Raw genomic sequence first — 12,961 nt, forward strand, 5'->3', positions numbered from 1 at the left:
GCAGCGCAAGGCCATCTTCAACAAACCAGCATCATATTATCCGAAAAGGGGGTCCCTCTTCGACGCCGATCGGGGGTCCCTTTTGAACGCCGTTTGACATCATTCGGCATGGAGAGGCTGCTTTTTCCCGGCGGTTGGTTGTCTCATTGCGGCGTGCTGGTATTCATTGGTCGACTATATTCACCCCGTAGCGCATCGAGTGCTATTTGGGTGTAGCCAGCTTCGTAGATTTCGATCTGGGTTCGGCGCTTGTAATAGGAAAGCCGACGACCCGGCGTATCCGCCTCGATCCGCATACGCGCCACGCCCCGGATACCTGGCGCGCGACGATGCTGCGCGAGGGTCACTAACATGTCGATGCCATAGCGTTCGAGCAGGTTGCTGCGCTCTTCAGAAAGATTGGCCGCAGCGTCGAGCATCGTGCGGGTGAGCTGATAGACATCGTCACCCTCACCCTGATGATACAGGGCGCCGGGATCGACTGGAAACAGCGGCTCGGCATCCGATTCCTCGCTGTCGAAGATCCATGCTTCATACCAGACGGCCCCGATCTTCTCGAGCATCGCCACCCGCGCCCAGAAATCCCCCCAGGCTCCATCCTTGTTGCGGCTTTTCGAGCGATGATAACTCGCCCAATCACCTTTCGCAGACTTCGACCCACCGACGAGGCGAAGTGCCCAAACGGAATGGATGCCGATCTCAAAAACCTTTCGAGCAGGATAATCGTCGGGCGGGGTCTGGCTCAACGCGCCGATTGGCACACCGAATGTCGCATCGAGCTGGACCAAACCATAGAGGTCCACCAGCATTCGCAGTAAGAGCGCGTCGCCGGTCTCGCGGACACGGCGAAGCATTGAAGCCTCAGTTTCAATTCCCGTTACCAACGCGACCGGCAGAAAGATGGGGTCGCTGTCGAGAGGGATCGGCTGCAGGCGATATTGCGGATAGAGCTTCGTCGAGCGGTCGGTGTGCGCAACGAACCCATGCTGGATCAGCTCGTCGATCGCGACCTTGGCCCGTGGCTTGCCCATTCCTGCATGCTGTTCGCAAGCCTTGGTCGACCATTTGCTGAGCTGATGGTCGCTGCCGGTCCCGGCAAGCAGCACAATATATGCGGTGACGAGGTTCAGCCTGTTGTTAGTCTCAACCTCCCATAGGCGTTCCCATGCTGCGCGATCAATGGCAAGAAAGTTGCCGCCTCGCCCCTTCCCCCGAATGCGATCGGCACCGACTGATTCGGCTTCACGGGACGCCGAATCGTCCAAAGGCGCATTTTTCGATCGTTCCACGAGGGCGTGGTAACACGTCTTTCTGTCCCCATCAAGGTATTCAATGCAATCAAGGGTATCAAGGCAATCAAGAACAATGGAACATATCAAGGGAATCAAGGAAAATGGATCATGCCGTATAACGGCCTGGCTCGCAAGGAATGTCTGAAATCAGGGACTTAGGATTCAAACGCGAGTTGAATTTTAACGCCTTTGGCCTATATAGAACTCACAGCTCAGGCTGCTCGGCTTAACGGCCTTTTGGAATTACACCGCAAGGTGCTCGGGGAGAGCTTCGCAAGAGGCTCTCCCCTTTCCTCATCCAGATTCCTTTAGCATCAAGCGCTTTCCGATCACCGATCGCGCATTGTGCGTTCAGCTCTCGCCTTCAGGCAGGTGCTGTCGAGAAGCGATGAAAACTGCCTTTCAAAGCTCGACTAGCTAACGTCGCATTCTGGCTCAAAGCCGGTCTGGTTACGCCGCGAATGGTGGCCATCCCAGAATCGCGAGCTCCAACCCTTTCGGCATTTTGTTCTTTTATGAGTCGCTCCGTCCAGCTCAAGACCATGTTATGCTGTTCACCCTCAGGGGAGAAGATGGTCAACTCTTAGTCCTGCGTGAAACGCAGATCGGAAGGGGAGGGGGAGGGGATGTGTGCCCGGGTGATTGCCGGGTGCACATCAGGAGCGACCACGATGCTTATTCCCTTTTCCCGGCTCTATCTGAGCGATGCCAATGTGCGCAAAACGCGCAGCGAAGAAGACGATATCCAGCTTTCCGCCGACATCGAAGCGCGCGGCCTTTTGCAGAACCTGCTGGTCACCAGGAGCAAGAAGCGCGGCAAGTTTGCCGTGATCGCCGGTGGCCGGCGATTGCGGGCCATCGAGATGATCGTCACGCGCGGTGCCTGGGCCCCCGATACCGAGATCGAATGCAAGCTGCTCGAAGGCAGCGAAGAGGAAGCAGGCGAGGCCTCGCTTGCCGAGAACTTCCAGCGCGTCGGGATGTCACCGGCTGAGGAATGCCGGGCCTTCCAGCACTTTATCAAGGAAGGCAGCGACGTTGCCGCGGTCGCCAAACGCTTCGGCCTCACCCTGCGCTTCGTGGAAGGCCGCTTGCGGCTAGCGAACCTTGCCGAGCCGATTTTCGAGGCACTCGCCAAAGGCGATGTCACACTCGAGATCGCCAAGGCCTACGCAGCGACCGACCAGCACGAGGTGCAACTGCGGGTCTTTGAGCAGATGCGCTACGCCTATAACCCAAGCGCCGATGCCATCCGGCGTATGGTGGCGAACGGTTCCATGCGCGGCAATGACCCGATTGCGCTGCTGATCGGCGAAGATGCCTATGTGGCCGCCGGCGGGAAGATCGAACGCGACCTCTTCAGCGAAGCGGCAGATGATCGCTGGATCGACATCGAGATCGCCCACAGGCTTGCGGCCGAGAAAATGGAGGCCGAAGCCCAGCGGATCGCTGCTGAAACTGGCCTTGCCTGGATCAGCCCAGTGGCGTCGACCAATTCATGGCAGGCGCGCAGCGAAATGGGCGTCAATGCTGTCCGGCTGCCGCCCGCGCCGCTGTCCGAAGAAGCACGAGCCCGAATTGACGCGATCGATGCCCGCATGGAAGAAATCAGCGAGATCATCGACGAAGGCCATGAAGGCGGCCCTGAAGGCGACGGGGCCGATTTCGGGCAGCTCGAGGCCGAGTATGAGGATCTCGATGCTGAGCGCAGCGACCTCAATAACCCGGTGCGCGAACTGCCCGAAGAATGGCGCAGTGAGGCCGGGCGGTTCCTGGTTCTCACCACCCGCGGCGAGATGGTGCTCGAGGCCGATTACTACAGCGAAAAGCGCCTGTCGTTCGAGACCGATGAGAATGGCAAGGTGACAGCGACGGCCGAAGAGCCGGTGTCAGGTTCCACCAAGCGCGGTAGCGCTGCACCTTCCAGACCCGAGGCAGTTGCGCCGGGCACGGAGAAGCCGATCAGCGCCCGTCTGTTCGACGAGCTTTCCGTGCAGCGCCGTAATATCCTGTCGGCATCCCTCCTCAGCGATGCCGGGCTCGCGCTCGACTTCGCCATCTTCGCGCTGGCTGACAGCCGCAGCTATGAAAGCCGGGGAACCTCGATCAGGGGCGGGCACCCCAGCGATCCGGCGACCGGAGAACTTCCGCAGTCCACAGCCGAAGGGATTCTCGCCGAGGCCGAAAGCGCGCTCGACAAGGCATGGCAGGAACATGGGTGTGCGGCGCAGCGCTTCATTGCCTTTCGCGAACTTGCCGACGAAGCCAAGGCGGCGTGGCTCGCCTATGCGGTGGCCATCTCGCTCGAAGCCAAGAAGGGCTATGGTTCGGAATACCATCCGATCCATGCCGTCATCGGCAGCATGCTCGACATTGACGTTGCAGCAATGTGGCGCCCGACAGCCGAGAATTTCTTCGACCGGGTGAGCAAGACCTCGTGTCTTGCGGCACTGACCGAAGTCGGCGGCAGCGATCTTGCGGCGCGTTATGCCGCATCGAAGAAGGCTGACCTTGCCAAGACCTGCGAGACGATCTTCGCCGGCAAGGCGATCATTGAACAGGACGTCAAGGAAGCAGCGCTGGCCTGGCTCCCCGAAGGCATGAAGTTCACGATTGGTGCCAACCCCGCTGATCCGGTCATCCCGGACACCGACGAAAGCGCCCCTGTCTCCGGCGCCTGCGATGGCGATGGCGCTGAACCTGAAGCTGAAGCCGATAGCGAGGCCGACGAGCTTATCAATGACCATCAACCTGAAGTCGCCTGTGAAGAAGCGGCGGTAGCCGCCTGAGGCGGCAAATCACCCCTCCTGATGACCTGGCCCGGCCACTCGCCTGAGTGAGCTGGGCCTCTTTTTGTTGAGGAGCAGGCCAATGCGCCAAAGACCCAAGCGCGACGTCGCGCAGGAAATCACCAATCTGATCATCGCTACAATCGAGGCCGGAACGCTGCCCTGGCGCCGGCCCTGGAAGAAGACTGGGATGGGCGGAGCGCCGCTGCGCGCGGCAGGCGTCCCTTACACAGGGATCAACCGCCTCTATCTTTGGGCGGTCGCCGACCATTATGGTTATGGCTCGCGCTACTGGATGACCTGGCGGCAAGCCATCGAGCTTGGCGGAAAGGTGCGCAAGGGCGAGACCGCCGAGCCGAGCATCTACTTCAACAGCACGAAGAAGACTGCGATCGACCAGGCGACCGGCGAGGAATCCTCGAAAACAATCCGGTTCATGCGCGCCTACAGTGTGTTCAACGCATCGCAAATCGACGGGCTGCCGCCGCATTTCTATCCGAGCCCGGTGCCTGAAGCGCCGCCGACGCCCTCGCAGAAGGCCGCTGCCATCGAGCGCTTCTTCTCACCCGTTCCGGCTGACATACGCCTCGGCGGAGACCGCGCGTTCTACTCGCCGGGCGCTGATTATATTCAGCTTCCGCACCCCAATGTCTTCAACACCGAAGACGGGTTCGTGGCGACGAAAGCGCATGAACTCGGGCATTGGTCGGGCCATGCCTCGCGGCTCGCCCGCGAGTTTGGCAAGCGTTTCGGCGACAAGGCATACGCTTTCGAGGAGCTGGTGGCCGAGCAGGTGAGTGCGCGCATTTGCTATGAATTGGGTCTGCCGGCAGACCTTCACGAAAGCCATGCCAGCTACGTCTCGCACTGGCTGGAGATCCTCAAGGCCGACAAGACGGCGATCATCACCGCAGCCGCGAAGGCCGATCAGGCGTTCAACCATCTTGCGGCCTATTCGGGCTTCCAGAGCGAACCTGCCGGCGAAGAGGGGGAGGAAGCCGATGAGACGGCGCCAGTTCCGGCTTTTGCTTGAGCCGGCACCGCAGGAGGTCGTTTGCCTCACCCAGCTTCACCGTTATGCGGGCGATGTTGCAGGCCGGAGGAGGGCGCCGATCGGCGAGGAGCTGGACCAGCATATCGCAGGCCTGTTCCCCCAGAGGGACCCGCGCCAGGTGCTGGACGGCCTTCTCGGCAAGGGGGGCGTCGGTTGGTCGCTTGGCACAGTTCCGGGTCAAGGCCGATCGCTCATCATCCAGACAACCGAGGCGGGCGTTGCGGTCTCGGCAATAGCGAGGATCCTCGAACAGATTGCGCCAGGGGCGCTCCTGCGACCGATGATCTACGAGCCGTTGCTGCTGGAGAACCCGAGCGAGCACTGCGGCAGCCTGCATTGAGGAAAGGGGGATGGGGCCATTGCATCTTGCAATGGAAAGGAAGCCTCATGTCCTGCGACATTGATTACCGTTACCGCCGCGCACTCCAGCCCGATGGGCTGACGACCTTCGAAAATGCGCTGCGAGCATTGAACGAGGCCGTGGATGATGTCCGTCTGGCAGGCCGGCAGGCCGCAACCTGTCCGGCAGTGCTGCTGCTGACGCGCCACCTTCAACGCATTGCTGACGGAAGGCCGACCGAATGTGAGGCAGACGACCAGGCTCTGCGGTCCCAATGCATTGAACGCCTTGCCGAGCTCAAACACAGGCCTGCGATCATTGCGCTGGTCAAACGCGGGATCGACTATCGTCCCGAAGAACTGCGCCACTACCGGCGCGAGGGCACGCGGGCGCTGCGCCAGATCGCAGCAGGGATCGGGCTCGAGCACGCCGATTATCGCATCAGCTATTACACCTCACAGGAACAGCTCGCGGGCGAGCATGTGCTGGAAGCCGACGGGATCTACGTCCGGATCAGCCCGGAAAGGTTCGGCGAGCCGGGTCTCGCCTGGCGCAACCCGTTCTGGAAACTGCCTGGCGCGGTGATGCGCAAAGCGCCGATCACCGCCCTTGCAGACATTCCCGCACTCACGGCGCGGATCGCGCGCGAATTGAAGATCGCACCTCCGGCGCAGCCGGGGCTCATCTGAAGGAGAACACGCATGGGCTGGCTTTACATGCACCGTGCCGGAATGGGGGGCTTCGACACTCCCAAGGCCTATCTTGACAATCAGCTCACATGGGAGCGCGAGAATGAAGAAACCGGCACCTTCGAAGGATGCCGGGTCATCAGAAGCGTGTCCACAACCGGTGCCTACTACGCGGCTGTCCAGCGCTATGGACCGAACAACCAGACCCACGCCATCTCCGCGGTGATCTGTCTGGTCCGCTGGAACCCCAAGGCAGCCGACGGCCTCCTGTTCGGCTACAAGGACATGGATGAAAATTCAGGACCGGTGGAGGCCGGGTGCCCCAGAAGTGTCCTGGAGGAGTTGGGGCCAACCAGTCATCCTTATGCCCTCGACTGGCGCAACCGGTGCTACCGCCAGCTCCGGCTCAAGGAACGCAAGATCGCCGATGGCGACATGATCCGGCTGCCTGAACCGATGAAGTTCACCGACGGCACCGAACACGCTGAATTCAGGGTGACAAAGCGCGGCGCGAAAATTGAACTCAGCACGCCCGATGGCCGAGGCCGGTTTCGCATCAGCAGATTGATGGAGCGCCGATTTGAAGTCGTGCCCCCAAAGCGCGCGGTGCGCACATTCTTCCCGGCGACGCCGTAACGCTCGGGAGGTGATCATGCTGCCTCAGAGCCTGGACCCCAGAAGGGCGATCCTGTGCGGGCGCGCCAATGCCGAGCGTGTCGCCATTCGGATGACCGCAAATTCCGGGCAGAGCCATGCCGTGGTGAGGACGGACAGCAAGCTCCAGCCCTTTTGCGTTCTGCCTGCAGAAGAGGGCCTTGCCGGCGCGATCGAATTGCAGGTCGTGGTTTTGTAAGAGCGGGTAACCTCTTCGGCAAAACGGGAACACCTGCTGGGTTTGACACCCAAACCTTGATTACCGCAGATATTGACGCTATATCGCGTCAGAATTCATGGGAAAGTGCAATGGCGATTCAAAACTACGCTGACAACGGCGCGTTTGCTCCGCGCAAGATCGTCGACGCGCTGCGGACGACCAGCGACGAACTCGCACGCTCGCTGGGCCTCGGCAAGGATGCGATCCAGCGCAAGGACCGGATCGCGTCCGACCGGACGCAGCGCCGCCTTCGCCAGATGGTCGAGGTGCTCAACAAGGTCGAGCCGCGCTTTGGTTCGGCGTTGTTGGCCTATGCCTGGTACCGCTCGGAACCACTGCCGGGTTTCTCGGGCCAGACTGCCATGCAGCTCGTGCAGAGCAACCGGGCCGATGACGTGCTGACCTATATCGACGCGGTCGACGCCGGCGTCCACGCCTAGTCCAATGCACTTTACCGGGCTGCTCTACCGCGCCCACAATCCGGTCTGGTCCCGTGAACCCCTCTCAGGGGAGGGGGCCGCCCGATTTGGCGGACGGTTCAATCGCATGGGGCGCACGGCGCTCTATACTTCCCTCGCCCCTGAGACCGCGCTGCGCGAGGCCAATCAGGCTGGCACGCTGCAGCCCACCACGCTGGTGGCCTATCAGGCCGACATCGGGCCGCTGCTCGATGGCCGGGACACGGCTGCATTGCATCCCTTCGGCATCACACCGGCTGAACTCGCCGACCCGTCATGGCGTGATCGGATGCTCTCCGGCAAGCCGGTCCCGACGCAGGACCTGGCGGAGGCCGCGATCGCGCAAGGCTATGCTGGCATCGTTGTCCCGAGCTACGCCCGCGGCGCCCCCGCAGACGCGCTCAATCTTGTCCTATGGGACTGGGACGGGCGCATCACGCTTGTTGATGACGACGACCGACTTGGCCTTCGCAATAACTGATGGCCTCTTATTCCTCGATCATCCCTCCGAGGCCGGGATCGAGATACCACGATGGGCCTTCGGTAAAGTCGGCGTTGCGGGCAGGAACAGGGCCATCAGGCTCTGACGAGACGTAAGGGTTGACCATCGGTGCCGGGTGCTGGCCCGAGCGCAGAATGTGGCCCGACATCTGGCACCGCGGCCCGAGGAGCTCGAAGAGCCATTCGAGATCGTCGAGCATCTGGACAACCCCGCGCCCTGCCAGTGCATAGTAGAGGCAGCGCTGATAGTCATCGCAATGGCAGGACAGGATCTGCGTCAGCCGAGCCTTGGCATTGGGCAGGCCCTGAAACACGCCCTGCAAGGTCTCATAGAGCTCGCGCGCTGAGTAATAGGCATCGAACGGCTCCACTCCGATCGAGGCATTGGCGAGCATACGCTTGGTTGGACGGCAATTGGGATCAAGTGCCGCGTCGCGCAGCGTGACATCGAGGTCGAACTTGCCGATATCAAAGACCTTGTTCATTATTCATGGGCTCCTGCAGATTATGAACATAACGTGAACAAACGACAGGGTCAAGGCGTCATCATGCATGTGGCTGGTAGGTAAGGACACCACAGGAAAGACCGGCAGGGTCGCCATCAGCGACGAGCTGAAGGCTGCGCTGGTGCGCTGGTATACAGGCCGGGGCAGCGAGGCCGACCACCGCGCTTGCGTCTCACTGGTCTCGACCGCGCGAGAGAACCACAAGTGGATCGCCTGCGATTGCCTTGGGGCAGAGCGGCCGCCGCCGCTGATGAGCGCGGCCTATCTCAGTTTTCAGGAAACCTATTACCTCCGGCGTCTTACCTCGCGGCCAGGCCACGAGCCGGGCTGCCCGTTTCATCTGCCGCAGGCGCCACCGCGCATCCGCGAGACCGTGAAGGATTCGCTCTATGCCATCGGCCTTCCAAAAGGCCTGTTCAGCGCACACCAGAAGGCGCCGGAGAAGCTTGCACAGAGGCCAGAGGACATAGAGCCCGACGACCGCTCACGCGGCGTCGCGATCCCGCGCCTCGGCAAGCTGCTCTGGTTGCTGCTCGAACGCGCAGGCTCGAATATCCTGCGCGAATTACCGCCCAGCGGCAGGCGCGCAGGCTCGATCAGCGAAGAAATGCGTCACCTCAAGCGCGCCGCTCAGGGCCTCGAAATCGCGCCGGGCATCCGGCTGTCGGATCATCTCTACACCAACGCGATCGATTACGAGAAACGGCGGGTCCATGCCCGATTGCGGGCTGCGGCCGAGACCTGGCCGCCCGAGTTTGCACCGCAAGCCTTTCTGCTTCTCGAAGCGAGCGAGGTCACATCGAGCGAGGTGGTGACGGGGCTCGGAACTGTCGAAATCCGCAACCGCATCCAGCACACCGGGATCATCCGCGCCGAGGTCGAGCCCCCATTTCTGGTGCTTGCTGTCGTCGGCGAGCACAGCCGGCGCGAAGGATACCTGGCGCTGCGGGCATATGCCCAGCCTGTGTTCAGCGGAAACCAGTTCGTGCCCGCCGAGCGCGACCACGATCGCGATGTGCTGCGCGCGCTCCAACAGGCCCAGTATGAACTGCGTCGCCTCGGCGTCAGGATGGCGGTCAAGAAGGTCCTTTTTGACATCACGCTGGGTGCTGGCTCGGCGAGGCCGGATTTCCTGGTGGCGCTGCTCGATGAGCATAGCGGGGAGGAATGCAAATTCGCGCTCCAGATCCTGCAGTCGGATGATGCCGACTATCTTGAGCTGTGCAGCATCGAGCGCGAGCGTCTCGCTCAGGCAGGGCATGTCGTATGCCTGTCGGTCAGCAGCGTGACGCCTCAGAAAATTATCAGCGAAGCCCGCCGCATTCTCGCGTGAAGGGGAGGGGGAGGATTTGAGCGAACCTGAAGAAGGAGAGTTCGCTCATGACATGCTTTGCTCCGTCGCCGCGCCCATCGACATCGATCTGGGGTGCTGTCCAACAGGCCGATCAGCTTGGCCCCGGGATTTGGTCGGTGATGACCGCCAGCCACGGCGGCATCATTCTGTCCGATCAGAGACAGGCCGCCATGCCGTCAGCGCTACAGATCGACGGAGGGTCCTACGAAGAAGACTGCGATTGGGCGCTCCCGATCCTTGCCTTTTCCAGCGAGCTTGATGGGCAGGGCTCCTGCTCTGCAGGCTTTCTGCAGCTTGCCCGCGATACCGCCAAATGTTGGCATCCGGACCGCTTCAGTGCCTTTACCGGCGAGGCTGTCGAGGAGAATGCCTCCACGATCCTGCGGACGCGTAAGGCCTACATCGCCGCCATCGGCGAGTTCTGCGTCACCAGCGCCTGGGGCGATTGGGCCGAATGGGTGCCGGAAGGCAAGGTTGGCGTGATTGCCCGGCAAGTCGAACGCGTCGATCACCTTGGCCGACCAACCTATGGCGAGGCCGAAGTCTGCGCGCTCATCGCCAAGGACCTCTACGCCGCGCGCGGCGAGGTCACGGCGCTGCGCGATACGGCGCACGAGGTCATCCCGATACCTGAGGCCCTGCGGCCCAAGCGAGTCGGATGAAGAGCAGGCCGAAGGCCACCCGGCTCTGGCCAGGCATTGATCCGCCGATCTGAAGGGGAGGGGGAGGGGAAGGGCGAACCAGTGCGATGAAGGACCCTTTGCCATGAACCTGACAGTCATCCGACCCAGCGTCAGCCCGAAGACGATCACCAAAGTCACGCGCCTCTTTAACGGCACCATCGGCGATATCCTCGGCGAGCTCCTCCAGAACAGTCGCCGCGCTGGCGCTTCCCGGATCGATATCGCCTGCTGCGCGGATCAGGACGGAGCGCGCCTGACCCTTGTCGATGATGGGTCCGGGGTAGCCGATCCCCAGACCATGATTGCGCTGGGGGATTCGGGCTGGAGCCAGCACATCCATGAGGCCGAAGACCCGGCAGGCATGGGTGTCTTCAGCCTGGCGGGCAAGGAAACCCGGATCAGCTCGCGTCATACCGATGCCGACATCGGATGGTCGGTCCATGTCCCAGCGGATGGCTGGACCGGTGCGCAGGACATTGCCGTGCAGCCCCTTGCTCGCCCCGTCGGGACGACAATCAGCTTCCTGATGCCCGGCGTGAGCGAGCAGACCACCGAGCGGATTCTGCGCGAGGTCGCGAAGTTCTACCCGCTGCCGGTGTTCTTCAATGGCACGGAAATGCCACGCGAGGACTTTCTCGCCAAAGCAATCTACATCGCCGAGTGGAACGGCAGCCAGATCGGCGTGTTCGAAGGGCGCGAATACCACCAGGACCCCACCACGAATTTCTATGGGATGGTGCTCACCCGCAAGCTTGCCAGCGTCTCGGAGAGCCTGGGCGGCAAAACATACCATGCCCGGCTCGATATCGGGGCCACCCCGGGCCTTGCCCTTGTGCTCCCGGCGCGCAAGGAATTCGTCGAGAATGCCGCGTTTGCGGCGCTGCAGGCAGCGTGCAGGCGCACGATCTATGCCGCGCTGGCGCACAGAGGCCAGCACCGGCTTTCCTTCGAGAACTGGAAGGAAGCGCGCGATCTTGGGGTTGCCCTGCCGGAGGCCGACCCCTGCCTGCCCCGCTGGCATGCTGCCATTGCGGAGAGCGACAACGTCAATGTCGAGTATGAGGAAATCGCAGCAGGTGCGGACACGATCCTTGTCGCGGATCTTGAGCCCGATATTGCCCAGGGACTGGAGCGCGCGCTGCGCGACCACCCCTTGCGCCCGCACCTCGTCGAGAACCATCCCGCATACGCTGGCTATGGCTGGTATGACGCGCTGCATCAGCTCGGCAACGTGCGCTTCTATGTTGCAGCCGGAGAGCGCGACCACGTCATCGCCGAAAACGGCAGCTTCCCCCCGCTCGATGACCATGTTCGTGCCGAGACGATCGAGCTGAGGTTCTGCGTCTTCCACCGCGCCAGCGTAACGCAGCGCGAGGAACGGATCTCGGCAGATGTCGCCTTCGTCCTCGGCGAGGATGGTTGGTACAGCGGCATCGACCAGATCCGCATTGCCTATGTTCCGGGTCCGGCGCTGACTCCTGAAACGCTGGTCGATCTGATCGAGAACGTCTGTTTCTGCGCGAACGACGACAGCGAGGCCGACTCCTGGGACACCCAGCACGAGCACTTCCTGCGCGATGCGCGCGAGCTCGCGGCCCGGGTGCTGCTCGGCGAGGACGAAGCCATTGCGGCGCGTATCCGCGACACGCTTGCCGGCATCCTCTGGGTCATTCCCAAGGACCGGCAGGTTGCCATTACCGTTGCTGCCGGGACCGCGATCGATGTTCAGCTTTCCGCTTTTCAACCTGCGGGCTGAGTCCCGCGAGGCCGTCCGGTTGTCCGCTCGTCGTCTCTTGGATCAGGAGGAGACCTCCAATGCATGACACATCTGACCTCACTTGCGCGCGGCAACGCACCGAGCGCATTGCGCTGCTCAATGATGCCGCGCGCCAGGGCCGTGACCGAACGGCCCGCATCGTCATGACCTCCGGGTTGCTTGCAGAATTCGGCGGCGACACGGTGGCACAAAGCATGATGGTTCAGGCTCGGTTGATGGCCGCTCTGCGCCATTGCACCTTCGCCCCGGATTCGCCCGAGCGAGACTTTGCAAGCATGGATGTCGATGGCATCAAGGTGCTGATGAAAGTCGATTTGTATGATCCGGGCCTTGTCAAGTTCGCATTGAACGGTTCCTTCTGTTGACGGGTTGGGGGCCCCCACACGCAATGCTCAAGGATTGGCTTCATTAGTTCCGAGGTCAGCTGATGCACTATCCGTGCATAGACTTGTATCCGGTCGAGGCCGTGGCCGCGTACCATAATCCGTATTCACATCCCCGGATCGAGCAAAGGCGGATGCGGACCAAACTACTACTGGGCGTTTTCAGGCGCCATCAACTTTCCCGGTCACACATCACACCAATCCGCGTCGCCTTATCGAGCCTGTTGCAACATAAGCATCAGGCGGCGCGGAGCTCGGCAC

General features: G+C 61.8%; 14 protein-coding genes. 12 read left to right on the forward strand and 2 right to left on the reverse strand.

What is annotated here, in order from left to right; genetic code table 11:
- Positions 1-143 precede the first annotated feature (143 nt).
- The gene (locus tag ATE67_RS20770; protein ID WP_066646897.1) at positions 144-1,289 is read right to left on the reverse strand and encodes a hypothetical protein; all 1,146 of its coding nucleotides are present in this window, start codon (positions 1,287-1,289) and stop codon (positions 144-146) included.
- A 674-nt stretch (positions 1,290-1,963) separates the two neighbouring features.
- On the opposite strand from ATE67_RS20770, the gene ATE67_RS20775 reads away from it, so the two are divergent.
- The 8 genes from ATE67_RS20775 to ATE67_RS20810 all read left to right on the forward strand — a co-directional run bounded on the left by ATE67_RS20775 (position 1,964) and on the right by ATE67_RS20810 (position 7,977).
- Entirely contained in the window at positions 1,964-4,081 is a 2,118-nt protein-coding gene (locus ATE67_RS20775; RefSeq protein WP_058803376.1) for a ParB/RepB/Spo0J family partition protein, read from the forward strand.
- An 82-nt stretch (positions 4,082-4,163) separates the two neighbouring features.
- Complete coding sequence (locus ATE67_RS20780; RefSeq protein ID WP_058803377.1) at positions 4,164-5,114, forward strand: ArdC family protein; 951 nt, start codon at positions 4,164-4,166, stop codon at positions 5,112-5,114.
- The gene (locus tag ATE67_RS20785; protein ID WP_058818314.1) at positions 5,083-5,475 is read left to right on the forward strand and encodes a hypothetical protein; all 393 of its coding nucleotides are present in this window, start codon (positions 5,083-5,085) and stop codon (positions 5,473-5,475) included. The genes ATE67_RS20780 and ATE67_RS20785 overlap by 32 nt, the downstream gene beginning before the upstream one ends.
- Before the next feature lie 47 nt (positions 5,476-5,522).
- Positions 5,523-6,164: a hypothetical protein gene (locus ATE67_RS20790; protein ID WP_058818315.1), complete on the forward strand. Its 642-nt coding sequence runs from the start codon at positions 5,523-5,525 to the stop codon at positions 6,162-6,164.
- Between the two features lie 12 nt (positions 6,165-6,176).
- Entirely contained in the window at positions 6,177-6,800 is a 624-nt protein-coding gene (locus ATE67_RS20795; protein WP_058803379.1) for a DUF6927 domain-containing protein, read from the forward strand.
- Between the two features lie 16 nt (positions 6,801-6,816).
- Positions 6,817-7,017, forward strand: a complete 201-nt coding sequence (locus ATE67_RS20800) for a hypothetical protein (protein WP_058456862.1) — start codon at positions 6,817-6,819, stop codon at positions 7,015-7,017.
- 110 nt (positions 7,018-7,127) lie between these two features.
- Complete coding sequence (locus tag ATE67_RS20805) at positions 7,128-7,478, forward strand: antitoxin Xre/MbcA/ParS toxin-binding domain-containing protein (RefSeq protein WP_054590611.1); 351 nt, start codon at positions 7,128-7,130, stop codon at positions 7,476-7,478.
- Between the two features lie 4 nt (positions 7,479-7,482).
- Complete coding sequence (locus ATE67_RS20810; RefSeq protein WP_058456863.1) at positions 7,483-7,977, forward strand: RES family NAD+ phosphorylase; 495 nt, start codon at positions 7,483-7,485, stop codon at positions 7,975-7,977.
- Between the two features lie 7 nt (positions 7,978-7,984).
- Here ATE67_RS20810 and ATE67_RS20815 read toward each other — a convergent pair whose 3' ends face one another.
- Positions 7,985-8,482: a hypothetical protein gene (locus tag ATE67_RS20815; RefSeq protein ID WP_058803380.1), complete on the reverse strand. Its 498-nt coding sequence runs from the start codon at positions 8,480-8,482 to the stop codon at positions 7,985-7,987.
- A gap of 67 nt (positions 8,483-8,549) precedes the next feature.
- Between ATE67_RS20815 and ATE67_RS20820 the strand changes: the two genes are divergently transcribed.
- The 4 genes from ATE67_RS20820 to ATE67_RS20835 all read left to right on the forward strand — a co-directional run bounded on the left by ATE67_RS20820 (position 8,550) and on the right by ATE67_RS20835 (position 12,682).
- On the forward strand, positions 8,550-9,836 hold the full coding sequence (locus ATE67_RS20820; protein WP_058803381.1) for a hypothetical protein: 1,287 nt from the start codon (positions 8,550-8,552) through the stop codon (positions 9,834-9,836).
- A 47-nt stretch (positions 9,837-9,883) separates the two neighbouring features.
- Positions 9,884-10,519: a DUF7007 domain-containing protein gene (locus ATE67_RS20825; RefSeq protein ID WP_058803382.1), complete on the forward strand. Its 636-nt coding sequence runs from the start codon at positions 9,884-9,886 to the stop codon at positions 10,517-10,519.
- Positions 10,520-10,622: 103 nt separating this feature from the next.
- Positions 10,623-12,296: an ATP-binding protein gene (locus ATE67_RS20830; RefSeq protein ID WP_058803383.1), complete on the forward strand. Its 1,674-nt coding sequence runs from the start codon at positions 10,623-10,625 to the stop codon at positions 12,294-12,296.
- 59 nt (positions 12,297-12,355) lie between these two features.
- A complete protein-coding gene (locus ATE67_RS20835; protein ID WP_058803384.1) occupies positions 12,356-12,682 on the forward strand; it encodes a hypothetical protein in 327 nt (108 codons plus the stop codon).
- Positions 12,683-12,961 lie beyond the last annotated feature (279 nt).

This window comes from Sphingopyxis sp. H050 (assembly GCF_001468265.1).
In the GTDB taxonomy this organism is placed as follows: domain Bacteria; phylum Pseudomonadota; class Alphaproteobacteria; order Sphingomonadales; family Sphingomonadaceae; genus Sphingopyxis.

Coding starts and splice junctions, on each gene's coding strand:
- ATE67_RS20775 (WP_058803376.1), top strand. CDS start 1,964: ATGCTTATTCCCTTTTCCCGGCTCTATCTGAGCGATGCCAATGTGCGC.
- ATE67_RS20780 (WP_058803377.1), top strand. CDS start 4,164: ATGCGCCAAAGACCCAAGCGCGACGTCGCGCAGGAAATCACCAATCTG.
- ATE67_RS20785 (WP_058818314.1), top strand. CDS start 5,083: ATGAGACGGCGCCAGTTCCGGCTTTTGCTTGAGCCGGCACCGCAGGAG.
- ATE67_RS20790 (WP_058818315.1), top strand. CDS start 5,523: ATGTCCTGCGACATTGATTACCGTTACCGCCGCGCACTCCAGCCCGAT.
- ATE67_RS20795 (WP_058803379.1), top strand. CDS start 6,177: ATGGGCTGGCTTTACATGCACCGTGCCGGAATGGGGGGCTTCGACACT.
- ATE67_RS20800 (WP_058456862.1), top strand. CDS start 6,817: ATGCTGCCTCAGAGCCTGGACCCCAGAAGGGCGATCCTGTGCGGGCGC.
- ATE67_RS20805 (WP_054590611.1), top strand. CDS start 7,128: ATGGCGATTCAAAACTACGCTGACAACGGCGCGTTTGCTCCGCGCAAG.
- ATE67_RS20810 (WP_058456863.1), top strand. CDS start 7,483: ATGCACTTTACCGGGCTGCTCTACCGCGCCCACAATCCGGTCTGGTCC.
- ATE67_RS20815 (WP_058803380.1), bottom strand. CDS start 8,482: ATGAACAAGGTCTTTGATATCGGCAAGTTCGACCTCGATGTCACGCTG.
- ATE67_RS20820 (WP_058803381.1), top strand. CDS start 8,550: ATGTGGCTGGTAGGTAAGGACACCACAGGAAAGACCGGCAGGGTCGCC.
- ATE67_RS20825 (WP_058803382.1), top strand. CDS start 9,884: ATGACATGCTTTGCTCCGTCGCCGCGCCCATCGACATCGATCTGGGGT.
- ATE67_RS20830 (WP_058803383.1), top strand. CDS start 10,623: ATGAACCTGACAGTCATCCGACCCAGCGTCAGCCCGAAGACGATCACC.
- ATE67_RS20835 (WP_058803384.1), top strand. CDS start 12,356: ATGCATGACACATCTGACCTCACTTGCGCGCGGCAACGCACCGAGCGC.